The organism is Vibrio sp. V15_P4S5T153, assembly GCF_963874485.1.
Classification (GTDB): Bacteria; Pseudomonadota; Gammaproteobacteria; order Enterobacterales; family Vibrionaceae; genus Vibrio; species Vibrio anguillarum.
The window spans coordinates 158,945-181,004 of record NZ_CAWNHR010000020.1 but is presented as its reverse complement, the minus strand read 5'-3'; the positions used below and the strand labels follow the sequence as shown (position 1 = coordinate 181,004).

Here is a 22,060-nt window from a genome sequence, read left to right as displayed (position 1 = left end):
TTAGCTAGCCATTGAGTGACTCTATTGTATGAACACAAAAATCAAATCAGAACTCAAAAATTATCGTTGGAAAGGCATCAATAGTTCGGGCAAAAAAGTATCTGGCCAAACTCTCGCTTTAACCGAACTGGAAGTGCGTGACAAACTTAAAGAGCAGCACATTCAGATCAAAAAAATCAAAAAAGGGGGCGTCTCTTTTATCACCCGCTTGACTCATCGCGTGAAGGCCAGAGACATCACCATTCTGACACGCCAATTGGCGACCATGCTGACCACGGGCGTGCCCATCGTGCAAGCCTTAAAACTGGTCGGAGATAACCATCGCAAAGCCGAAATGAAATCCATTTTGGCGCAAGTCACCAAAGGGGTTGAAGCCGGAACGCCAATTTCCAAAGCGATGCGTACCGCCAGCATTCATTTCGATACCTTGTATGTTGATCTCATTCACACAGGCGAACAGTCAGGTAACTTGGCTGAAGTGTTTGAGCGGCTAGCGACTTATCGAGAAAAAAGTGAACAACTGCGCGCTAAAGTCATTAAAGCGCTCATCTACCCAACCATGGTGGTGTTGGTCGCGTTAGGTGTTTCTTACTTAATGCTTACTATGGTGATCCCTGAGTTTGAAAGCATGTTCAAAGGATTCGGAGCCGAATTACCTTGGTTTACACAGCAAGTATTGAAACTCTCTCATTGGGTGCAAAGTTACAGTTTGTGGGTACTCATCATCATAATCCTCACCACAATTGCCGTGAAAGCAGTACGCCAAAAATCTTTTTTAATACGCTTAAAAACCAGCCGATTAGGATTAAAGTTTCCCATTCTTGGCGGGGTGATAGGCAAAGCCTCTATTGCTAAATTCAGTCGCACACTCGCCACCAGTTTTAGTGCAGGCATTCCGATTTTAGCCAGCTTAAAAACCACCGCCAAAACCGCTGGCAATGTCCATTTTGAGACGGCGATTAATGAGGTCTATCGTGATACGGCAGCCGGTATGCCAATGTATATTGCGATGCGTAATACCGAAGCCTTTCCCGAAATGGTGCTGCAAATGGTGATGATTGGTGAAGAATCAGGCCGATTGGATGACATGCTCAATAAAGTCGCCACCATTTACGAATTTGAAGTCGATAATACCGTCGATAACTTAGGCAAAATTCTCGAACCATTGATCATTGTCTTTTTGGGTACGGTGGTCGGCGGTTTGGTGGTGGCAATGTACTTGCCCATCTTTAACTTAATGAGTGTATTAGGATAGTATTAGCACTGCTAATCTTTTACTTATCGAGTCTGTGCATGGAAGTTTTTATTTATTACCCTTGGCTCTTTCCACTTTTTGCAGCGTTGTTTGGCTTAATCGTGGGGAGTTTTCTCAATGTGGTCATTTATCGTCTACCCAAAATCATGGAGCGAGAATGGCGACAAGAGTGCGCTGACTGCTTTCCCGAACATCACATTGCGCCACCGGAAGGGCAACTCACGCTCAGTGTCCCTCGTTCTAGCTGCCCACACTGTGATACGCCAATCCGTATTATTGATAATATTCCGCTACTCAGTTGGCTCTTTTTAAAAGGGAAATGTTCCCGTTGCCAAGGCCCGATCAGTGCACGCTATCCTTTGATTGAACTGCTCACCGCCACTATGAGCTTTGTCGTGGCTAGCCACTTCGGTTTTAGTTATTTTTCACTAGCGCTATTGTTTTTCACTTTTGTGCTCATTGCGGCGACGTTTATCGATTTCGATACCATGCTGTTACCCGACAAGCTGACACTGCCACTGCTGTGGGCGGGCCTCAGCTTATCATTGATGCACATTAGCCCAGTCAGTTTGCAAGATGCGGTGATCGGCGCCATTGCTGGCTATCTGAGCTTATGGTCGGTCTATTGGCTGTTTAAACTCGTCACAGGCAAAGAAGGAATGGGTTATGGCGATTTCAAACTGCTGGCTGCTCTCGGCGCTTGGTTGGGCTGGCAATATCTGCCCATCATCATTCTCATGTCATCTGTGGTTGGCATTGTCTTTGGCCTAATTCAATTGCGCTTGCAAAAAAAAGGGATCGACAAAGCCTTTCCTTTTGGCCCCTATCTCGCCATTGCTGGCTGGCTAACCTTGTTGTGGGGTAACGATATTATGAGTTGGTATTTAGGTTCAATTATGGGGTTATCGTCATGGGGTTAGTGGTGGGTTTAACAGGCGGGATTGCCAGCGGAAAAAGCACCGTTGCTCATTTATTTCAGCAGCATTTCTCGATTGATGTCGTGGATGCTGACATCATCGCTCGAGAAGTCGTCGAACCCGGTAGTGAAGGATTAACGGCGATTTGCGCGCACTTTGGCCTCACCATATTAAAGCCCGATGGACAATTAGATCGCACCGCGTTAAGAGAAAAGATCTTTGCTGATGAGCAAGAAAAGGCTTGGCTTAATCAGCTTCTTCACCCAATGATCCGTGCAAAAATGATTGCTGATTTAGCAAAAACCACCTCGCCTTATGCTTTATTGGTTGTGCCATTATTGATAGAAAATAACCTACAAACCTTAGTCGATCGCATCTTAGTGGTTGATGTTGATCTAAAAACCCAAATCGCTCGCACTATGGCAAGAGACAAGGTATCAGAGCAACAAGTCCGTTCGATCTTAGCCGCTCAAGCGAGCCGTGAGCAAAGATTGCAATACGCTGACGATGTGATTAAAAATAGCGCAGAAAACCAAAAACTTTTGCCTCAAATCACAGAATTACACAAAAAGTATCTAGCCATATGCAGCCTAAGTCTGTAAGAATAACCCAGACCGGACCTAAGGCTAGCTAGATGACCACGCATAAGTTTGAACACCCACTGAACGAAAAAACTCGTATCTATTTAAGAGTCGAAGCGCTGCTTAACCAGTTGATGCATTCCGCTCAGTTTCGTGACGGTATTCAACACCAACTCTTCTTTCGTTCATTGTTTGATTTACTCGAAATCTTCGAACAGATCCAACTCAAAAGCGAGTTGGCTAAAGATATTGAAAAACAGCGTTTGAACTACCGTAGCTGGCTCAATGTGGATGGTGTTGATCAAGAAATGTTGCTATCGCTCCTTGAAGAGATCGACGAGGTCCATCGTAATTTAATGAGCGCTGAACGCTTTGGTCAATCACTCAAAGAAGATCGTTTCTTAAGCACGATTCGCCAACGTTTTAATTTACCGGGCGGGTCGTGCTGTTTTGACCTGCCAGCCCTGCACTACTGGCTACACATTCCGATAGAAAAGAAGACCCAAGATGCGCACCAATGGATGGAAACGCTGCGACCGTTATCAGATGCGTTGCAACTTTGGTTGAAGTTAACCCGCGAAACGGGCCATTTTAAAGCACGCCTAGCACGATTAGGTTTTTATCAAAGCGATGCAGAAGACGCCAATATCTTGCGCTTGTCGATCCCACTTGAGTATGGGGTATACCCCATGATCTCTGGACATAAAAATCGCTTCGCGATTAAGTTTATCGAATTCCAATCAGGCCAAGCAACAGGGCGCGATATCGAGTTTGATCTCGCCGTCTGCTGTTAATCAATTCCGCTTCAATTCCCGACTGACTCTTACTTTCCATTGCGTTAGGTAATACACTTACGCCTATCCATCGTTACTTGAAGTCCGTTATGTCAAAGAAAATTACCATTGTAAAATGCCCGCAGTGCAAAGCCGATGTCGAATGGGGAGAACAGAGCCCTTATCGTCCTTTTTGTTCCAAACAGTGTCAGATGATCGATTTTGGCGAGTGGGCCGATGAGGAAAAAAGTATTCCCGGTGCACCGGATATGTCAGACAGTGATGGTTGGTCAGAAGATCAATATTAGCGCACATGTAAAAATCCGCCTTCTTAGAAGGCGGCTTTGGTTTATAGCCCCCTATAAGGGGGCATCCCTGCACNTTGCACAAAATATAGATTGAGCGATAAAGCTCCTTACCTACATTCCCTTTCAAGATCTTAAATCTGTATTTCGGAGTCCAAACTATATGGTATTTGCAACGCCAATATACATGTGATGAACTTCTATAATCGCCCATGTTTTTAGTTTCCTCTTACTTGTGGTGAATAAGTGGTTTACTTCTAGCATGGGCACTCCTTCGGGCAATAGCCCCAAGGTTCAATCACCACCGCCCAAGGCGGTGGTTTAGGGATGACAATAAAAACAGGGGTCGATTACTCGACCCCTGTTTATTACTATGAGAACGCTAGTTTATAGCATTACTTCTTAGCAAGTTTCTCTTTGATACGAGCTGACTTACCAGAACGCTCACGTAGGTAGTACAGTTTGGCACGACGTACTGCACCACGGCGTTTAACTTCAATGCTATCAACCACTGGAGAGTGAGTTTGGAACGTACGCTCAACACCTTCACCGTTAGAGATCTTACGAACAGTGAATGCAGAGTGTAGGCCACGGTTACGGATTGCGATTACAACGCCTTCAAAAGCCTGTAGACGCTCACGATCACCTTCTTTTACCTTAACTTGAACAACAACAGTGTCACCTGGTGCGAATTTAGGTAGGCCTTGTTTCATTTGCTCTTCTTCAAGAGCCTTGATGATGTTACTCATTTTAAAAATTCCTAGAATAAACTGATACTAAATTAAATAGGTTACTGATGTATTTGAGTTTCTTTAATGAACTCAACCAGTAATAGTTCCTGTTCGTCAGTCAGAGCTAGGTTTTCCAGGAGCTCTGGCCTTCTATGCCAAGTTCGGCCCAACGACTGTTTCAGTCGCCAGCGACGAATATCCTCGTGATTACCGGATTTCAGTACCGCAGGTACTTCTTTTCCATCTAACACTTCAGGACGCGTATAGTGCGGGCAATCTAGCAAGCCATTTGCAAAAGAATCCTCTTCTGCTGATGCGAAATCTCCTAATACTCCCGGAACAAACCGAGAGACAGAATCAATCAACGTCATGGCTGGCAGTTCGCCGCCTGTCATCACAAAATCACCAATCGACCATTCTTCGTCAACTTCTGATTGGATGATACGCTCATCTACCCCTTCATAGCGTCCGCAAATAAGAACTAGGTTCTCATTCGTCGCCAGCTCTTCGACTCCTTTTTGGTCGAGTTTTCGACCTTGAGGAGAAAGGTAAATGACTTTCGTCTTTCCCGGTGCGGCTTGTTTTGCTGCATGAATGGCATCGCGCAAAGGCTGAACCATCATGAGCATTCCAGGACCACCACCGTAAGGTCTGTCATCGACGGTGCGATGTTTGTCATGAGTGAAATCTCGAGGATTCCAAGCTTCAATAGACAGCAAACCTTTTTTAACCGCTTGACCTGTTACTCCAAAATCAGTAACAGAACGGAACATTTCAGGAAATAGGCTTATAACGCCAACCCACATGTGTTCTCTCGCTCTGAAATTTTAGAGTTAGAATGCCGGATCCCAGTCAACTTCGATCCGTCGAGCTTCGCGATCAACATTCTTGATCACTTGCTCTTCAAGGTACGGTACCAACCGTTCCTTTTGGCCAAAAGCATCTTTCAAATTCGCTTTCACAACCAGAACATCGTTGGAGCCAGTTTCTAATAGGTCAGTGACCTCACCAAGGTTATACCCCTTGGTGGTAATAACTTGCATACCGAACAATTCACGCCAGTAGAATTCATCTGCTGACAATTCTGGTAATGATGCGGGATCAATAGCAATTTCAAAGTTGGTGAGTAGATGTGCGTCTTCTCGAACATCTAAACCTTCAAGTTTTACCACCATACTCTTACCATGGCGCTTCCAACTCTCTACTTTGTACTCGATCCACTGGCCTTTTTGGTTAATAAACCAAGGGCTGTAATCAAAAATACTTTCAGCTTCGTCTGTGTAGGAAAAAACTTTGAGCCAGCCACGAATGCCATAGGTAGCACCAAACTTGCCCATAACAATCTTTTCGTTTTCTTTGCTCATTGTTTCTTTACCTTTCATCGACATAAGCTAATGTTCTTCTATAAAAGTAAGAATTAAGCCGCTTTTTGAGCGTCTTTTACTAGCTTAGCTACGCGATCAGATAGAGATGCGCCTTGACCAACCCAATGGTTAACGCGATCTAGATCAACACGTAGGCCTTCTTCTTGGCCAGTAGCCGTAGGATTAAAGAAACCTACTTTCTCGATGAAACGGCCAGTTACTGCGTTACGGCTATCCGCAACTACGATTTGATAAAATGGACGCTTTTTAGCGCCGTGACGTGCCAAACGAATGGTTACCATGTCGTCCTCTTTGCTTTCTCAATAATAAAATTAACCCCAAAAACCATTTACGAAAAACAGTCTGGGGTCTCGTGCCAAAATAAAGCCTCGGAATTTTACTCTTATTCCGAGGCTTTGCAAGGGGTTTAGCTATTTTTTCACCAGCAGAAGCATTATGCTTTTGCAGTGATGAGCATCACGCTTTAGTAAATTTTAAGCATCGCAATGAGTTAGGTTAACGACCAAAGAAACCGCCGCCGCCCATGCCACCCATTCCGCCCATCATGCCTTGCATATTACGCATCATGCCTTTCATGCCACCTTTCTGCATTTTTTTCATCATTTTCTGCATTTGGGTGAACTGTTTCAGTAAGCGGTTAACATCTTGTACTTGGGTGCCAGAACCCGTCGCGATACGTTTTTTACGTGAACCTTTTATCATGTCTGGGTGCTGACGCTCGTGCATGGTCATCGAACAGATGATCGCTTCCATCTGCTTGAACATCTTATCATCGACCTTATCTTTCACGTTCGCTGGTAGGTTTGCCATGCCAGGCAATTTATCGAGCATGCCCATCATGCCGCCCATATTCTGCATTTGCCCGAGCTGTTCGCGGAAATCTTCTAAATCAAATCCTTTCTTTTCCTTGAATTTTTTAGCTAGGCGTTCTGCTTGCTCGTGATCAACATTACGTTGTAGATCTTCAATTAATGAGAGAACATCGCCCATTCCCAATATGCGTGATGCAATACGATCAGGATGGAAAGGCTCGAGCGCGTCAGTTTTTTCACCGACCCCTAAGAATTTAATCGGTTTACCGGTGATATGACGAACGGAAAGTGCGGCACCACCTCGAGCATCACCATCAACTTTGGTTAAGATAACCCCCGTTAACGGCAGCGCATCACCAAAGGCTTTTGCGGTGTTCGCGGCATCTTGCCCCGTCATGGCATCCACAACGAACAATGTTTCAATCGGATTAATCGCCGCATGCAGATCTTGGATCTCTGCCATCATCAGTTCATCAATAGCAAGACGGCCTGCAGTGTCGACAATCAGCACATCGAAGAATTTCTTCTTCGCATGGTCAATGGCCGCATTGGCGATATCAATCGGTTTTTGGTCGGCTGAAGAAGGAAAAAATTCAACGTCCAGATCGTTAGCTAGCGTTTCAAGCTGTTTTATCGCCGCTGGGCGATAAACGTCAGCCGAAACCACCAGTACTTTCTTTTTATCGCGTTCTTTAAGCAGCTTAGCAAGCTTACCAACACTGGTGGTTTTACCCGCCCCTTGTAAACCCGCCATTAAAATCACTGCTGGCGGCTGGGCTGCAAGGTTAAGCGCTTCGTTGGATTCGCCCATTACCGCTTCAAGCTGCGCTTGAACAATCTTGATGAACTCTTGTCCCGGTGTCAGCGATTTAGACACCTCAACACCCACTGCGCCCTCTTTAACGCGCGCGACAAAATCACGCACTACAGGCAGTGCAACGTCCGCTTCAAGCAGCGCCATGCGCACTTCGCGTAGGGTTTCTTTAATATTGTCTTCGGTGAGACGGCCTTTGCCGCTGATATTTTTCAGCGTCTTGGATAGTCGATCCGTTAAATTTTCAAACATCTTTGTCTCTTCGCTAGTTCGGCGATTAATTGGGGTCAGTATACCTTAGCCAATCTAATAGTCATACCCATTGACGCTTCGCGATAAGCGACTTAAACCCGTAAACGCAACATTGGGTCCCCAAAACAGGGGCAAAAAGAGTTATCTCTGCGATTTATCGAATAAAAGCCTTCACCCTGTTAATTATTTGCACCATGACCTCAACTAAGGTGGGTATATGTCAAATCAATCGGTATCCAACGTAGCTCATTATCGTGATGCAAGGTATAATTCGCCAATTCAGCCACCATTTTGTAAGAAGTATGGAAAACTTAATCGCAATAGTCGCCACTATTTTGTATTTTTTATCCATAGCGACCATTATTCCAGGCTTAGTTAATCAAACTGGGATTCGTGCGCAGACAGTATTGTTCAGTTCAGCACTGGCGCTGGCTTTTCATGCGTGGTTACTGAGTGATTTAATCTTCAACGCTAATGGGCAAAACCTCAGCATGCTCAATGTGGCATCATTGATCAGCTTTATCATCTCACTGGTGATGAGCATTGCGATGTTAAAAACGCGCTTGTGGTTTCTGTTGCCGGTGGTGTATAGCTTCGCCGCGATCAACGTCAGCGCCGCCTCATTTCTTCCCAGCATGTTCATGACTCACTTAGAAAACAATCCACCACTGTTGTTGCATATTTCTCTAGCACTATTTTCGTATTCAACCCTTTCGATTGGCGCACTCTACGCTTTGCAATTGGCTTGGCTGGACCACAAGCTAAAGAAAAAGAAGATGCTAACCATCAACCCAAATTTACCACCACTACTGATGGTAGAAAGGCAACTGTTTAAAATCATCTTGATAGGTAACGTATTACTTACTGGTACCTTGATTACTGGTTTTGATTTTGTCGGTGATATGTTTGCTCAAGGCAAAGCGCATAAAGGCATTTTGTCTTTCATTGCTTGGGTTGTCTATTCTGTATTGTTGTGGGGACATTACCGAAAAGGTTGGCGCGGTAGAAAAGTGACTTGGTTTGCTGTCGCTGGTGCAACCTTACTCACACTGGCCTACTTTGGTAGCCGTTTTGTAAAAGAAATCATTTTGAGCTAACTCAACACGTTTGATAGCGTATTGACACATTCATTTAATTAGATCATTACTTAATCACACTATTTATAAGGAAACACCACGTTTTGGACGACATTTCAACGGGTATATTGTTTGCACTACTCGCGGGTCTCATCGTAATTTCGGCTTATTTTTCAGGTTCAGAAACCGGCATGATGTCTTTGAACCGCTACCGCTTAAAGCACTTGGCCAATACTGGCCACAAAGGTGCAAAGCGTGTCGAAAAACTGCTTGATCGTCCAGATCGCCTCATTGGTTTGATCCTCATTGGCAACAACCTAGTCAATATTTTAGCTTCTGCAATTGCCACTATTATTGGTATGCGCCTTTATGGGGATCTAGGAGTGGCCATTGCCACTGGTGCGCTGACGTTGGTCGTTCTGGTTTTTGCTGAAGTGACGCCAAAAACATTAGCAGCGCTTTACCCTGAACGCGTCTCTTACGCCAGCAGCATCTTACTGACCTTCTTAATGAAGATATTGTCACCATTGGTGATGTTCATTAACTTCATCACCAATGGTTTCATCCGCTTACTAGGCCTTAAGGCCAAGCATGGGGCGGAGGATCATCTAAGCTCTGAAGAATTAAGAACCGTCGTCAACGAAGCGGGTGGTCTTATTCCTCGTCGCCACCAAGATATGCTGCTTTCCATTCTCGATCTCGAGCATGTCACGGTGAACGATATCATGATCCCACGTAACGAAATTACTGGCATCAATATTAACGACGATTGGAAATCTATTGTGCGTCAGTTAACTCACTCGCCACACGGACGCGTGGTGCTTTACCGAGATAAAATTGATGAAGCGGTGGGCATATTGCGCCTTCGTGATGCTTCTCGTTTAATGTTGGAAAAAAAAGAGTTCAACAAAGAGATGATTTTACGTGCCGCTGATGAAGTCTACTTCATCCCGGAAGGCACACCGCTCAACGTACAATTACTTAAATTCCAACGCAACAAAGAGCGGATTGGCCTGATCGTTGATGAATACGGTGATATCAATGGCTTGATCACTGTTGAAGATATTCTCGAAGAGATTGTGGGGGAATTCACCACCTCGATGGCACCAAGCTTAGCCGATGAAATTACACCACAAAGTGATGGCAGCTTCTTGATTGATGGCAGCGCGAATATCCGTGACATTAACAAAGGGCTGAAGTGGAAACTGCCAACGACGGGGCCAAGAACCTTAAACGGCTTACTTTTGGAGCACCTTGAAGATATTCCAAGTAGCCATTTAAGTGTCAAAGTTTCTGGCCATGCGATGGAGATTGTGGATGTAGAAGAAAACCGCATTAAGCAGGTTAAAGTCTTTCCACGCAAAACCAAAAAACATTAATCGCCAGTCACTGCATAAAAGAAAGAAAAAAAGCTTGGTCACTGCCAAGCTTTTTGTTTTTAAATTGTTTTTAAATTGTTTTTAAAGGGCCAGATCTAGCGATCTTTAATCCACTTTCAGCTCTTTGAGCATCGACTCAGGTAAAGCAAGCTCATCATTTTTATTCACCGCAATACCTGCCGTGATAATCGCTTGAGCAATCTCTTTAGCTTCTGTTAACGAGTGCATTGAGGCTGTACCACATTGGTATTCGTTTAGTTCAGGGATCTGATCTTGGCTCTCTACTTTTAGCACATCATGCATCGCCGCTAACCACGCTTGCGCCACTTGCGCTTCTGTTGGCGCGCCAATCAAACTCATGTAAAAACCTGTGCGGCAGCCCATAGGTGAGATGTCGATGATTTCTACATCATGACCATTTAAGTGCGCGCGCATAAAGCCAGCGTATAAATGCTCTAAAGTGTGGATCCCTTTTTCTGAAAGAATATCTTTGTTTGGAGCAGTAAAACGGAGATCAAATACGGTGATTGTATCCCCTTTAGGCGTCTGCATATTTTTTGCCACACGTACCGCAGGCGCATGCATACGAGTGTGATCTACAGTAAAACTGTCGAGTAACGGCATTGCTTTCTCCTTATTTGGCAAAGAGCGATGCTCTGCCTATCAATGTTAGATTATGATCGAGAGATCATTTTAGGTACGAAAAATAGCTTTCAAGAAATTCTTCAAAACTTTGAGTATCGTGTTGTTCTATCTGTTGCTGAGCGGCTCGAGAACGCAGCACTTCCTCTTCCATCACAGACTCAGAATAAGTTTGATAGTGATGTGCCAGGTTGGCTTGTCGGTATTCGGTTCCTAATGCACAACCTACCTTACCGAGCCCTCCAAACTGTTTAGTCTGTTCAAGTAGTTGGGCGGAAAAGGTTAATTCTGGATTATCAATCCACGAGCTTAGTTTCTCGCATACGGCTTGGTATGCGTTGCCACCACAAGCGCTATCCATTACTTGCGCTATTTTGCGTAAGTCATCGAATACATTATGCGCCCACGCTTGCAGCGTCAGTTTCTCACCGCGACAGCCAATTTGTAACTCTAAACCTGGTTTACGACCTTCTAAAATCACTTTGTTCCAGTTATCTCGCCAACATGCCAGCTCACAATTGTCCATCGGATCTGAATCTGAAAGAGCGGTCCAAGTGAGGAACAGATCGAGAAAACGCACTTGATCTTCAGTAATACCAATCGGGCTAAACGGGTTTACGTCTAACGAACGCACTTCGATGTATTCGACTCCGCCTCTCTCTAACGCTTGTGACGGCTTTTCGTCATTTTTGGCCACACGCTTAGGACGGATCGGTGCATAGAGTTCGTTTTCTATCTGCAAAACATTGCTGTTGAGCTGACGATGTTCACCATCGACATACACGCCTAGTTCTGCAAACTCTTTTGATGGAGTGCGGATCGCCTGATTCAACCCTTCTAGATATTGATCCAAGCTATTAAAACCAATTTGCAAGCCACTTTGCGCGCTATTGGTATAACCTAAATCACTGAGACGCAACGAGGTAGCATGAGGCAAATAAAGCGTTTTACCAATATTTTCAAATGGCAGATGGCTTTCACGTCCGCGCACAAACGATGAACATAACGCAGGTGATGCGCCAAAGAAATAGGGAATAAGCCAGCCAAAACGGTAGTAATTACGAATCACACCAAAATAGGCTTCCGATTTTGTCTCAGTACGCTGGGATTCAGTTTGCTCGCCATACAAGGCATCCCAAAATGATTCTGGAAATGAAAAATTGAAATGCACGCCAGAAATGATCTGCATTAAGCTGCCGTAACGACGCTTTAAGCCTTCTCGATAAAGGGTTTTCATTTTACCCGTATTCGATGAACCATATTGCGCCAGTTCGATATCATCTTCGCTGCCAACATAACAAGGCATAGAAAGCGGCCACATCTTTTCGTCACCCAATTTGGTTTGAGCAAAATGGTGAATATCCGCCAGTTGTGAGAGTAAAGTCGGCACGTCATGAGAGACTGGTGTAATAAATTCAAGCAATGACTCCGCAAAATCAGTGGTGATCCAACGGTTGGTTAATGCGCTGCCGAGTGCTTCTGGATGAGGAGTCAGAGCTAACGAGCCTTCTGGGGTATAGCGTAACGTTTCACGCTCAACGCCTCGGCCAAACTGCTTAAACACTTCTGATTTTTTAGTGACTTGTTCAAGTCGTGCGGCAAAATTAGTCAAAATAATGATTCGCTTATAGGTGAATGATCCGAATGAAAGCGGCTCTAACTCAGCAAGAGAGTAGAATGGAGGCAAACAATCTGCCCCCTATAAATGTGTACTCTAGCGGATGATTTCAAGCTCTTCTACGGGAATATCTAATTTTTCAAGTTGTGGCTTCAACGTTTTCGCATCACCCACCACGATAATTTGATACTCTTGTGGTGCAAACCATTTAGCGGCGAGTTTATTGAGCGTTGATTTTTTTACGTTTTCTACCAGTTCATTTCGTTGCTGTAGGTAATCTTCATCCAAACTATAGGTCAAAATATTACTAAGCAACTGCGCTTTTTGTGATGGTGTTTCATACGTCAGTGCATCTTGTTGGCCGACAGCAAGGCGCATAAATTTTAGCTCTTGGTCGGTTAAGCCACTTTGACTGAATGTTGCCATCTCTTTTTCTATTTCAACGATTGAAGCTACAGTGGCATCAGCACGCACTTGAGCATTGAAAACGATAGCGCCCACTTCTCGATTGCTCGCGAAATAACTCCCAGCGCCATAGGTGTAGCCTTTATCTTCACGCAAATTCTGATTAATGCGGCTGTTAAAGTTACCCGCTAAATTGAAGTTAGCCAGTTGGCTGAGAAAAAGATCGCCAGTGGCATCGAAAGGCAACCCTTTTCGCACAAAACGGACGATGCTCTGCGGCGCATCAGGCTTATCAACCAGATATATCTTCCGCTCTGTCAGTGGGTTCACTACTTGGGGACGTAACAAAGGAGAAGCTTCACCGCGCCACTGCCCTAAAAAGGTTAACTGTTTAGCGACCTCTTTTTTGGAAATGTCGCCAACGACAACGATTTGCGTACCATGTGGCGTGTAATGTTTCGCATAAAAGCGTTTTACATCTTCTAATGTTAAATCGTTTAGTGATTGCTCAGTGCCTTCACTTGAACGCGCAAAAATAGAGTTGCCAAACAGTACTTGACGAGTAGCTTGTGAAGCAAGCCATCCCGGTGTTTGATGCTGATAAACCAACCCTTCCAGCATCTGCTGCTTCAGCCGTGTAAAATCACTCTCTTTGAAAGCAGGATGAAATAAAACTTCTTCAACCACATCCAATGTTGCTGCAACATTCTTCTTCAAACTAGAGACCATAATACTGGTCGAATACTCATTGGCAGTAACACTGATAGTCGAACCTAACGTGTCGAGTTGAGCTTGAATCGCTTCCACTGAGCGTCGAGTTGAGCCTTCTTCAAGTAGCGCCGCGGTTAAATTAGCTAACCCTTCTTTGCCACGCGCGGCATGTCGCTCTCCTGCTGGTAAATTGATATTAATTAGCACGGTCGGCGTTTCGCTGGTTTGTGTGGCTAATAACTCAATACCGTTATCAAAATAGAGTTCATACAGTGTCGGCATTTGTGCTTTCACACCTTTTGCTACAGAAGGCATGATTGAGCGATCAAATTGATCTTCAACCTGGCGATAAGCCAATTGATCTTCGGTTATCGTTTGATGCTCGGGCAGCACTCTTTTAGGGGGTACGAAATTAGCTTTTTGAACGGCAAGATCGGCTTTATGTTTAGGCACAACACTTAAGGTAACCTTATGTTGATGAGCAATGAAGCGCTGATAAGCCTGTTGAATTGACTCTGGGGTGACCGCATGAATCTGAGCTAATTGTTGCTCGAGGCGATCAGGCTGCCCATAAAACGTTTCGTTGGACGCAAGCTGCGTCACTTTTCCAGATACACTTTGCAGCGCAAAGACCGCATTCGCTTCCGCCATACCGGTAATTTGATCTAGTCGACTCTGATCTACCCCTTGCTGCTCAAACTGACTGAGCGTTTGCATTAACTCTCGATACAAGGGAGCAAGCTGAGCCTTTTCACCCGAAGGGGCCATGGCATAAACATAGAAGGTACAAGCCAATTCGGCGCAATCTTGGAATGCACCCGCATTGACGGCTTTTTGAGTTTTGACCAACGCTTGGTAGAGATAACTATTGGTACCGCTGCCTAACACTTTGGCAAGCGCATCTAACGAGGCTTGACTTTGAGCACCGCGATATTCTGTCGGCCAGCCCACCACAACCATGGGTTGCTGAATGCGATCCTCCAGGGTAATGAAACGATCTTGCACCAACTGGGCCGGCTGTTTAGGTGCGTTATCAACGGCTGGGCCTGCCGGTATGGTGCCAAAATATTGATTAACCCATTCAAGTGTTTGCTGAACATCAATATCACCACCAATAGTCAGCACTGCATTATTCGGCCCATACCAACGTAAGAAAAACGCTTTAAGATCGTTGACGTCCACTCGGTCAAGATCTTCGACATAACCAATGGTTTGCCATGAATAAGGGTGTCCTTCGGCATACATCGCCTCCGCCATTTTTTCCCACATCAAGCCATAGGGGCGGTTGTCGTAGTTTTGTGCGCGTTCGTTTTTTACTGTGTCACGTTGGATCTCAAATTTACGTTGAGAAACCGCGTTGAGTAAAAATCCCATCCGATCAGATTCGAGCCACAACACTTTTTCTAGCTGATTTGAAGGCACGGTTTGGTAATAATTAGTACGGTCACGGTTAGTACTCCCATTCATGGTTCCTCCCGCTTCGGTGATCAGACGAAAATGTTCTTGATCGCCAACGTGCTCCGTTCCTTGAAACATCATGTGTTCAAAGAAATGAGCAAACCCTGATTTTCCAACCTCTTCACGTGCCGAACCGACATGATAAGTGACATCGACATGCACTAAAGGATCTGAGTGATCCGGTGAGAGCACGACAGTAAGACCATTATCGAGCTGATATTTTGCATAAGGGATCATCACTTTTTCTGGTTGAGCATCCACTTGCTCAATCAGCGTAACCCCTTTCGGTAATGATGAAAAAAAAGCGATAGGTGCGACCGTTGATGAACAGCCATAAATGGCAATAAGAGAAAGGGCACCTAGCCAAATTTTTCTCATAACAGCTCCTTAGAAAAAACCATAGAATACAGCGGCAAGCATGATGTAACGCAGTGCTTTGCCGATCAAAATAATGACAAAAGTAGGTAAAAATTTCATGCGTAGCCAACCTGCGGCCAAACAAAGCACATCACCCACCACAGGTAGCCAACTAAATAAGAGAGCCCAATAACCATATTTATTGAGCCAAGCTAACGCTTTATGACCGTGCTTTTCGCTTTCAGTTCGATTAGGCAACCAGATACCGAGCCAATAGTTGGTCAGACCGCCGAGGGTATTGCCAGCGCTTGCAACGGCGATAACCCAAAATACGGGAAATTGATTCAGGCTTAATGTGGCGAATAAACTCGCTTCTGAGCTTCCCGGTAATAAGGTAGCACTGAGAAAACCACTAAAAAAAAGCACCCACAGAGCAGAGCCAGCAAACCAATACGAGAGCGGTTCCAAATAGGTGCTAAAAATGTCTAACATTTCATATCAAGAAGAACTTTGCCTCGAGTATGGCCTGTTTCAATCTGTTGATGAGCCGCAGCCACTTCCGCCATCGGATAAACAGCTTGAATTTCCGTTTTCAATAAGCCAACGCTGACCATATAAAGCATGGTATCAAGCTGTTCAGGATTAGGATCAACTAACATGCCTGTGGCTTCAAAACCAAGTAATTTTGCTTTTTCACAAATAAGCTCAGCACTTAGAGTCGGAACAGTAACGACACGCGCATGATCTTTCAAGCATTTCAAAGCGTCGAGAGCCGCATCACCACCGACTAAATCAATCAGCACATCCACTTCTTCTAAACGCTGTGAAGCAGGAGCAAAATTGTAATTAATCGCATGAGCACCAAGAGTCGCTAAATAATCCAAATTTTGTTCGCTGCACGTGGTATACACTTCGGCTTTTGCTGCTAAAGCAATTTGTACCGCTAAGTGCCCGACACCACCAGCGCCCGCGAGGATCAATACGCGATCCCCCTCTTTCACTTGCGCTTTATTTAGGGCTTGCGCCGCCGTTTGCCCTGCCAGTGGCAGCACTGCTGCGGCTTCTAAGGTCACAGCATCAGGAACAAGGCTGAGTTCGCTTTCTGCCACACACAGGTATTGGCTGTAACCGCCACCACGCAACGGAAACCCAACAAAGCCCGCCACATTATCTCCAATTTGAAAACGGCGATTATCTTCCCCCACCTCAACAACTTGTCCAGAAATATCGTAACCTGGCACCCATGGCAGCTTATCTTTGTTTTGCGCTGCAGCCCACCCCAGACCAGCCCGAGTTTTTACATCAATAGGGTTTACACCAGCAAACGCCACTTTTACTAACACTTCGCCAGCTTTAGGTTGAGGAACGTCACTGGTTTGAATAACGAGCACCTCTGGTCCACCAAACTCAGTAATTGCGATCTGTTTATTATCCATGTCAAACTTCCCTATTGATAAAAAGAAAGGGATGCCTCAGCATCCCTTTGAATATATACCATTTTATTGCTTCTAGTTAATCTTTAGCTCGCAAAATAACCATCAGCTCGTCTAGGCTTAGCCAACAAGAGCAAGCAAAACACCCGCCGCAACTGCAGAGCCCAGTACACCTGCTACATTTGGCCCCATGGCGTGCATCAATAAGAAGTTCTGTGGATTAGCTTCAAGCCCCACTTTGTTCACTACTCGCGCCGCCATCGGTACCGCAGACACACCAGCCGCACCAATGAGAGGGTTAATATCCTCTTTCGAGAATTTATTAAGCACTTTCGCCATCAACACACCACCAGCCGTACCAATACTGAAAGCAATAGCACCGAGCGCCAAAATACCTAATGTTTCCAAGTTCAAAAACTTATCAGCCTGCAGTTTAGAACCAACGCCTAAGCCTAAGAAGATAGTAACGATGTTGATCAGTTCATTTTGCGCTGTCTTGGATAGACGCTCAACCACACCCGATTCACGCATTAAATTACCTAGACAGAACATACCCACTAATGGCGTTGCTGACGGTAAAAATAGAATCGTCATCAATAGCACCGCCAGAGGAAACAGTATTTTTTCTGTCTTCCCAACGTGGCGTAGCTGAGCCATTTTGATTTTTCGCTCCTCAGGTGTTGTAAGTGCCTTCATAATCGGTGGCTGAATGATAGGAACTAATGCCATATAGCTATAAGCCGCCACAGCGATTGCACCTAATAAATCCGGCGATAATTTACTGGCAAGGAAAATAGCGGTTGGGCCATCGGCTCCACCAATGATGGCGATGGACGCAGCATCGGCCATGGTAAATTCCATACCCGGTACATAGTTGAGTAATATCGCACCAAACAGGGTGGCGAAAATACCAAACTGAGCGGCCGCACCTAGCCATAACGTTTTAGGGTTTGCAATCAATGCCCCGAAATCGGTCATCGCGCCCACGCCCATAAAAATCAGCAGTGGAAAAACGCCCGTCTCAATACCAACATGATAAACGTAATAAAGCAGACCGCCGGGTTCGGTAAAACCCGCATTCGGAATATTCGCTAAAATCGCACCAAAGCCGATCGGCAATAACAGCAGTGGCTCAAAGCCTTTGCGAATAGCCAAAAACAGCAGTAAACAACCGACCAAAATCATGCAGATTTGGCCTAGCTGAAAATTAGCGATCCCTGTTTCAGACCATAAGGTCAATAATCCGTCCATGGTTCTCCCTTACGCTAAGCTCAGCAATGGTGCACCAACAGTCACAGCATCACCCTCTTTGACATGAAGATCTTGAACAATACCGCCACGTGCCGCACGGATCTCGGTTTCCATCTTCATCGCTTCCAGAATCACTAACACATCCCCTTCTAACACCTCAGAACCAGCTTGAACATTCACTTTAAAAATGTTGCCAGCGAGTGGTGAAGGAACGGCTTCTGCATTGTTACTTGCCGGCACGGCCGATGACTGTGCAGCTTGAGACTGGCTGGCAGAAATCGAGCTAAGCTGGCCTTGTGGCCCCACTTCAACCGTGTAAATTTGCCCATCCACTTTAACACTGTAGGTTTCAATACCACCTTTTGTCACAACAGTGGCAGGTGTAGGTTTGGCTGACTCCAAGGTTGGCGCAGGCTCAAATGCATCCGGATTGTGACGATTTTTCAAGAACTTCAAACCGACTTGTGGGAACAATGCGTAAGTCAGAACATCATCCACCGTATCTGTAGCTAATGAAATTCCCTCTGCTTTTGCCTTTTCAAGCAATTCAGTGGTCAACACGGCCATTTCTGCATCCAACAAATCGGCTGGACGACAAGTGATCGGCGTAAGATTACCCAACACCTTGCCTTGCAACTCAGTATTCACTGGCGCAGGCGTGGCACCGTATTCACCTTTTAATACCCCTGCAGTTTCTTTCGTGATGCTCTTATAGCGCTCACCAGTAAGAACGTTGATCACCGCTTGTGTTCCCACGATTTGAGATGTTGGAGTCACAAGGGGAATGAAACCTAAATCTTTTCGCACACGAGGAATCTCTTCAAGAACCTCATCAAGGCGATCGGCCGCTCCTTGTTCTTTTAGTTGACCTTCCATATTAGTCAACATACCACCAGGAACCTGCGCAATAAGAATACGAGAATCGACACCTTTTAACTGCCCTTCCCATTTAGCGTATTTCTTACGCACTTCACGAAAATAAGTGGCAATCGGTTCAAGCTGTGTCAGGCTCAGGCCCGTATCACGCTCGGTTCCTTCAAGCATAGCGACCACTGTTTCGGTTGGTGTGTGCCCGTAAGTTTGGCTCATTGAAGAGATAGCGGTATCCAAAATATCGATACCAGCTTCTACCGCTTTAACGGCTGTTGCCGCTGAAAGACCAGTCGTTGCATGGCTGTGTAGCGCTAAAGGTACGGCACAAGAGGATTTAATACGGGTGATCAGATCTTCAGCTTCATACGGCTTGAGCAACCCAGACATATCTTTAATACACAAAGAGTGGCAGCCGAGATCTTCCAACCGCTTGGCAAGATCAACCCAAGTATCTGAATTATGAACAGGGCTAGTGGTGTAAGACAGTGTGCCCTGCGCGTGTGCGCCAACATCAATTGTCGCTTTGACCGCTTTTTCAAAATTGCGAACATCATTCATCGCATCAAAAATACGGAAAACATCCATACCATTCGCGTGAGCTCGTTCGACAAACTTTTCAACAACATCGTCAGCATAGTGGCGATAGCCTAGTAAATTCTGGCCGCGTAGCAACATTTGCATTGGGGTATTGGGCATCGCTTGCTTAAGCGAACGTAAACGCTCCCATGGATCTTCACCGAGAAAACGGATGCAAGCATCAAACGTTGCTCCTCCCCAAGTTTCCAGTGACCAATAACCGATCTTATCGAGCTCTGCTGCAATAGGCAGCATGTCTTCGATACGCATGCGCGTGGCAAATAGTGACTGATGGGCATCACGAAGGACCACATCCGTAATAGCTAGTGGTTTAGACATGCTCATAAACTCCTTTTCATCCTTTCTATGCTATTTAGCTAATGCGCGGTGCTGATGCACTGCTGCAGAAATTGCCGCCACAATTTGCGGGCTCACAGCTGAAGGGGTTGGTTGAACTTTTCGATGTTGAATCGGCGCTGCGATCGGTTGTGGTACTTCTTCCGGTACCAAGGTTGACATTAACCGAACGAGATAAACGAGAATAGTTAGAAAAATAAAGACTACAGCCATCCCCGTAATCATAAGGGTGGCGGCGTCAACTAATAGGCTTCCAATAGTAGTCATGTTGCTTCCTTTCTGTGTCATCCTGACAACAATTGCTACGCATTTTTACAAATGAGATCTTGGCAAGTGGACTAGGATTATCTCGATTGGTTAATAATTGTCAATTTTGTTTAAGGGACTCTTGTAGATAACACACAAAATCGGCGAACAATTACTCACACAAATCACAAAACTCTGAATTTTCTCTATTAAGAAGGGCATTTAACTAGCCAATACGGCTACGTTAATCAAAAAATGATGCAGATACTGAGAGGGAGTTAAAACATTGCAGATTAACAAGATAAAACAAATAGTTGCCATTTTAAATTTAACAAAATAGCAACAAAAAACCAACATAAAAAAAGCCCCGCACAATGCGAGGCTTCTTAATAAATGGCGCGCTCAGGAGGATTCGAACCTCCGACCGCCTGGTTCGTAGCCAGGTACTCTATCCAGCTGAGCTATGAGCGCGCAAGGTTTTGATATTAATCAGCGATAATCGTTAACAATATCAGGGTCAATGACCCTTTGAATAAGTGGCGCGTCCTGGAGGATTCGAACCTCCGACCGCCTGGTTCGTAGCCAGGTACTCTATCCAGCTGAGCTAAGGACGCGCAGAGTTAATGACAGTATCACTAACTTTAAATAAGTGGCGCGCTCAGGAGGATTCGAACCTCCGACCGCCTGGTTCGTAGCCAGGTACTCTATCCAGCTGAGCTATGAGCGCGCAAGGTTTTGATATTAATCAGCGATAATCGCTAACAGTATCAGGATCAGTGACCCTTTGAATAAGTGGCGCGTCCTGGAGGATTCGAACCTCCGACCGCCTGGTTCGTAGCCAGGTACTCTATCCAGCTGAGCTAAGGACGCGCAGAGTTAATGAAAGTATCACTAACTTTAAATAAGTGGCGCGCTCAGGAGGATTCGAACCTCCGACCGCCTGGTTCGTAGCCAGGTACTCTATCCAGCTGAGCTATGAGCGCGCAAGATGTGAATTACATCACAAAAATTTTATTTCTGAACAAAAAAATTGACTCATGGTCAATAAATGGCGGTGAGGGAGGGATTCGAACCCTCGATACGGCTATAAACCGTATACTCCCTTAGCAGGGGAGCGCCTTCGGCCTCTCGGCCACCTCACCGCATTTTCACATTCAATCTTACGAAAGAATATGGCGCGTCCTGGAGGATTCGAACCTCCGACCGCCTGGTTCGTAGCCAGGTACTCTATCCAGCTGAGCTAAGGACGCACATTGTTCTTTATTTGGATGCTAAACCAAATAAGCAAGAATGGCGGTGAGGGAGGGATTCGAACCCTCGATACGGCTATAAACCGTATACTCCCTTAGCAGGGGAGCGCCTTCGGCCTCTCGGCCACCTCACCGTCTTGCGGAGGCACATATTACTTTTTACCAAAAATATGTCAAACACTTTCTTGGTAAAAGCGACAAAAATCAAATCAACCGTTGGCTATTTAATCAAAGCGCTGTGAAATTAAACTTTTCTGTCATATCAGTGACTTCAAGGCATAAAAAAGGCCAGCAAAATTCGCTAGCCTTCCTTGTGATAATTAGTAGTTGCTAGGTGCAACACTACCATTACCTTTTTCAGCTTGAATGCGCATGTAGATTTCTTCACGGTGCACAGAAACCTCTTTCGGTGCATTCACACCAATACGCACTTGGTTACCTTTTACACCAAGAACTGTTACTGTCACTTCATCACCGATCATTAGTGTTTCGCCAACGCGGCGAGTCAAAATTAGCATTCTTTGCTCCTTGAGTAATCTCTGTATTATATTGCAACTGCGCTATTATCCACTAAAAGTTATATTTTCGTAAACTATCTATTAG

General features: G+C 45.2%; 21 protein-coding genes, 8 tRNA genes and 1 pseudogene. 7 read left to right on the top strand and 23 right to left on the bottom strand.

The annotated features are described in order from the left end of the window. Positions 1-28 precede the first annotated feature (28 nt). The 5 genes from AACT42_RS22070 to yacG all read left to right on the top strand — a co-directional run bounded on the left by AACT42_RS22070 (position 29) and on the right by yacG (position 3,834). Positions 29-1,255, top strand: coding sequence for a type II secretion system F family protein (locus AACT42_RS22070; RefSeq protein WP_017047000.1), 1,227 nt, complete (start codon positions 29-31; stop codon positions 1,253-1,255). Between the two features lie 38 nt (positions 1,256-1,293). Next, the gene (locus tag AACT42_RS22065) at positions 1,294-2,175 is read left to right on the top strand and encodes a prepilin peptidase (protein ID WP_094133220.1); all 882 of its coding nucleotides are present in this window, start codon (positions 1,294-1,296) and stop codon (positions 2,173-2,175) included. After that, positions 2,166-2,774 (top strand): dephospho-CoA kinase, encoded by a 609-nt coding sequence (gene coaE / locus AACT42_RS22060; RefSeq protein ID WP_013857688.1) that lies wholly within the window; start codon positions 2,166-2,168, stop codon positions 2,772-2,774. Before AACT42_RS22065 ends, coaE begins: the two co-directional genes overlap by 10 nt. A gap of 32 nt (positions 2,775-2,806) precedes the next feature. Continuing rightward, a complete protein-coding gene (zapD, locus tag AACT42_RS22055; protein WP_013857689.1) occupies positions 2,807-3,547 on the top strand; it encodes a cell division protein ZapD in 741 nt (246 codons plus the stop codon). A gap of 89 nt (positions 3,548-3,636) precedes the next feature. Further along, entirely contained in the window at positions 3,637-3,834 is a 198-nt protein-coding gene (gene yacG, locus AACT42_RS22050) for a DNA gyrase inhibitor YacG (protein ID WP_010319526.1), read from the top strand. Positions 3,835-3,895: 61 nt separating this feature from the next. Here yacG and AACT42_RS22045 read toward each other — a convergent pair. The 6 genes and pseudogenes from AACT42_RS22045 to ffh all read right to left on the bottom strand — a co-directional run. Next, positions 3,896-4,045: pseudogene (locus tag AACT42_RS22045) on the bottom strand (transposase); the annotation flags it as partial. Between the two features lie 181 nt (positions 4,046-4,226). Continuing rightward, positions 4,227-4,580: a 50S ribosomal protein L19 gene (gene rplS / locus AACT42_RS22040; RefSeq protein WP_010319525.1), complete on the bottom strand. Its 354-nt coding sequence runs from the start codon at positions 4,578-4,580 to the stop codon at positions 4,227-4,229. Between the two features lie 41 nt (positions 4,581-4,621). Beyond that, positions 4,622-5,368: a tRNA (guanosine(37)-N1)-methyltransferase TrmD gene (gene trmD, locus AACT42_RS22035; protein ID WP_010319524.1), complete on the bottom strand. Its 747-nt coding sequence runs from the start codon at positions 5,366-5,368 to the stop codon at positions 4,622-4,624. A 27-nt stretch (positions 5,369-5,395) separates the two neighbouring features. Continuing rightward, the gene (rimM, locus tag AACT42_RS22030; protein WP_013857691.1) at positions 5,396-5,950 is read right to left on the bottom strand and encodes a ribosome maturation factor RimM; all 555 of its coding nucleotides are present in this window, start codon (positions 5,948-5,950) and stop codon (positions 5,396-5,398) included. A 29-nt stretch (positions 5,951-5,979) separates the two neighbouring features. After that, positions 5,980-6,228 (bottom strand): 30S ribosomal protein S16, encoded by a 249-nt coding sequence (gene rpsP, locus AACT42_RS22025; RefSeq protein WP_010319522.1) that lies wholly within the window; start codon positions 6,226-6,228, stop codon positions 5,980-5,982. A 214-nt stretch (positions 6,229-6,442) separates the two neighbouring features. Further along, positions 6,443-7,825, bottom strand: coding sequence for a signal recognition particle protein (ffh, locus tag AACT42_RS22020; protein ID WP_019281904.1), 1,383 nt, complete (start codon positions 7,823-7,825; stop codon positions 6,443-6,445). Positions 7,826-8,127: 302 nt separating this feature from the next. On the opposite strand from ffh, the gene AACT42_RS22015 reads away from it, so the two are divergent. Next, positions 8,128-8,922 carry a cytochrome C assembly family protein gene (locus tag AACT42_RS22015; protein ID WP_026028540.1) on the top strand — a complete coding sequence of 265 codons (795 nt, stop codon included), beginning with the start codon at positions 8,128-8,130 and terminating at the stop codon, positions 8,920-8,922. 83 nt (positions 8,923-9,005) lie between these two features. Beyond that, complete coding sequence (locus tag AACT42_RS22010; RefSeq protein WP_017046996.1) at positions 9,006-10,280, top strand: HlyC/CorC family transporter; 1,275 nt, start codon at positions 9,006-9,008, stop codon at positions 10,278-10,280. Positions 10,281-10,385: 105 nt separating this feature from the next. On the opposite strand, the gene luxS is transcribed toward AACT42_RS22010, so the two are convergent. From luxS to csrA, 17 genes are all read right to left on the bottom strand, one after another. After that, positions 10,386-10,904, bottom strand: coding sequence for an S-ribosylhomocysteine lyase (luxS, locus tag AACT42_RS22005; protein ID WP_010319518.1), 519 nt, complete (start codon positions 10,902-10,904; stop codon positions 10,386-10,388). Positions 10,905-10,968: 64 nt separating this feature from the next. Then, the gene (gene gshA / locus AACT42_RS22000; protein WP_094131723.1) at positions 10,969-12,534 is read right to left on the bottom strand and encodes a glutamate--cysteine ligase; all 1,566 of its coding nucleotides are present in this window, start codon (positions 12,532-12,534) and stop codon (positions 10,969-10,971) included. Positions 12,535-12,636: 102 nt separating this feature from the next. Beyond that, on the bottom strand, positions 12,637-15,492 hold the full coding sequence (locus tag AACT42_RS21995) for a M16 family metallopeptidase (RefSeq protein WP_094131722.1): 2,856 nt from the start codon (positions 15,490-15,492) through the stop codon (positions 12,637-12,639). 9 nt (positions 15,493-15,501) lie between these two features. Then, positions 15,502-15,963, bottom strand: coding sequence for a YqaA family protein (locus AACT42_RS21990; RefSeq protein ID WP_013857698.1), 462 nt, complete (start codon positions 15,961-15,963; stop codon positions 15,502-15,504). Then, positions 15,957-16,907, bottom strand: a complete 951-nt coding sequence (locus tag AACT42_RS21985) for an NADP-dependent oxidoreductase (RefSeq protein WP_017045772.1) — start codon at positions 16,905-16,907, stop codon at positions 15,957-15,959. The genes AACT42_RS21990 and AACT42_RS21985 overlap by 7 nt, the downstream gene beginning before the upstream one ends. 117 nt (positions 16,908-17,024) lie before the next feature. Continuing rightward, positions 17,025-18,155, bottom strand: a complete 1,131-nt coding sequence (locus AACT42_RS21980; protein WP_013857700.1) for a sodium ion-translocating decarboxylase subunit beta — start codon at positions 18,153-18,155, stop codon at positions 17,025-17,027. 9 nt (positions 18,156-18,164) lie between these two features. Beyond that, positions 18,165-19,949, bottom strand: coding sequence for a sodium-extruding oxaloacetate decarboxylase subunit alpha (gene oadA, locus AACT42_RS21975; protein ID WP_161441851.1), 1,785 nt, complete (start codon positions 19,947-19,949; stop codon positions 18,165-18,167). Between the two features lie 24 nt (positions 19,950-19,973). Beyond that, complete coding sequence (locus AACT42_RS21970; RefSeq protein WP_038148642.1) at positions 19,974-20,228, bottom strand: oxaloacetate decarboxylase subunit gamma; 255 nt, start codon at positions 20,226-20,228, stop codon at positions 19,974-19,976. 373 nt (positions 20,229-20,601) lie between these two features. Further along, positions 20,602-20,678: transfer RNA gene (locus tag AACT42_RS21965), tRNA-Arg, on the bottom strand. A 66-nt stretch (positions 20,679-20,744) separates the two neighbouring features. Further along, positions 20,745-20,821: transfer RNA gene (locus AACT42_RS21960), tRNA-Arg, on the bottom strand. Positions 20,822-20,857: 36 nt separating this feature from the next. Beyond that, positions 20,858-20,934 (bottom strand) — tRNA-Arg (locus tag AACT42_RS21955). Positions 20,935-21,000: 66 nt separating this feature from the next. Continuing rightward, positions 21,001-21,077: transfer RNA gene (locus tag AACT42_RS21950), tRNA-Arg, on the bottom strand. A gap of 36 nt (positions 21,078-21,113) precedes the next feature. Beyond that, a tRNA-Arg gene (locus AACT42_RS21945) sits at positions 21,114-21,190 on the bottom strand. Positions 21,191-21,256: 66 nt separating this feature from the next. Beyond that, positions 21,257-21,349: transfer RNA gene (locus tag AACT42_RS21940), tRNA-Ser, on the bottom strand. A gap of 31 nt (positions 21,350-21,380) precedes the next feature. After that, positions 21,381-21,457, bottom strand: a tRNA-Arg gene (locus tag AACT42_RS21935). Between the two features lie 41 nt (positions 21,458-21,498). Further along, positions 21,499-21,591: transfer RNA gene (locus AACT42_RS21930), tRNA-Ser, on the bottom strand. Between the two features lie 186 nt (positions 21,592-21,777). Beyond that, entirely contained in the window at positions 21,778-21,975 is a 198-nt protein-coding gene (csrA, locus tag AACT42_RS21925) for a carbon storage regulator CsrA (RefSeq protein ID WP_010320440.1), read from the bottom strand. Positions 21,976-22,060 lie beyond the last annotated feature (85 nt).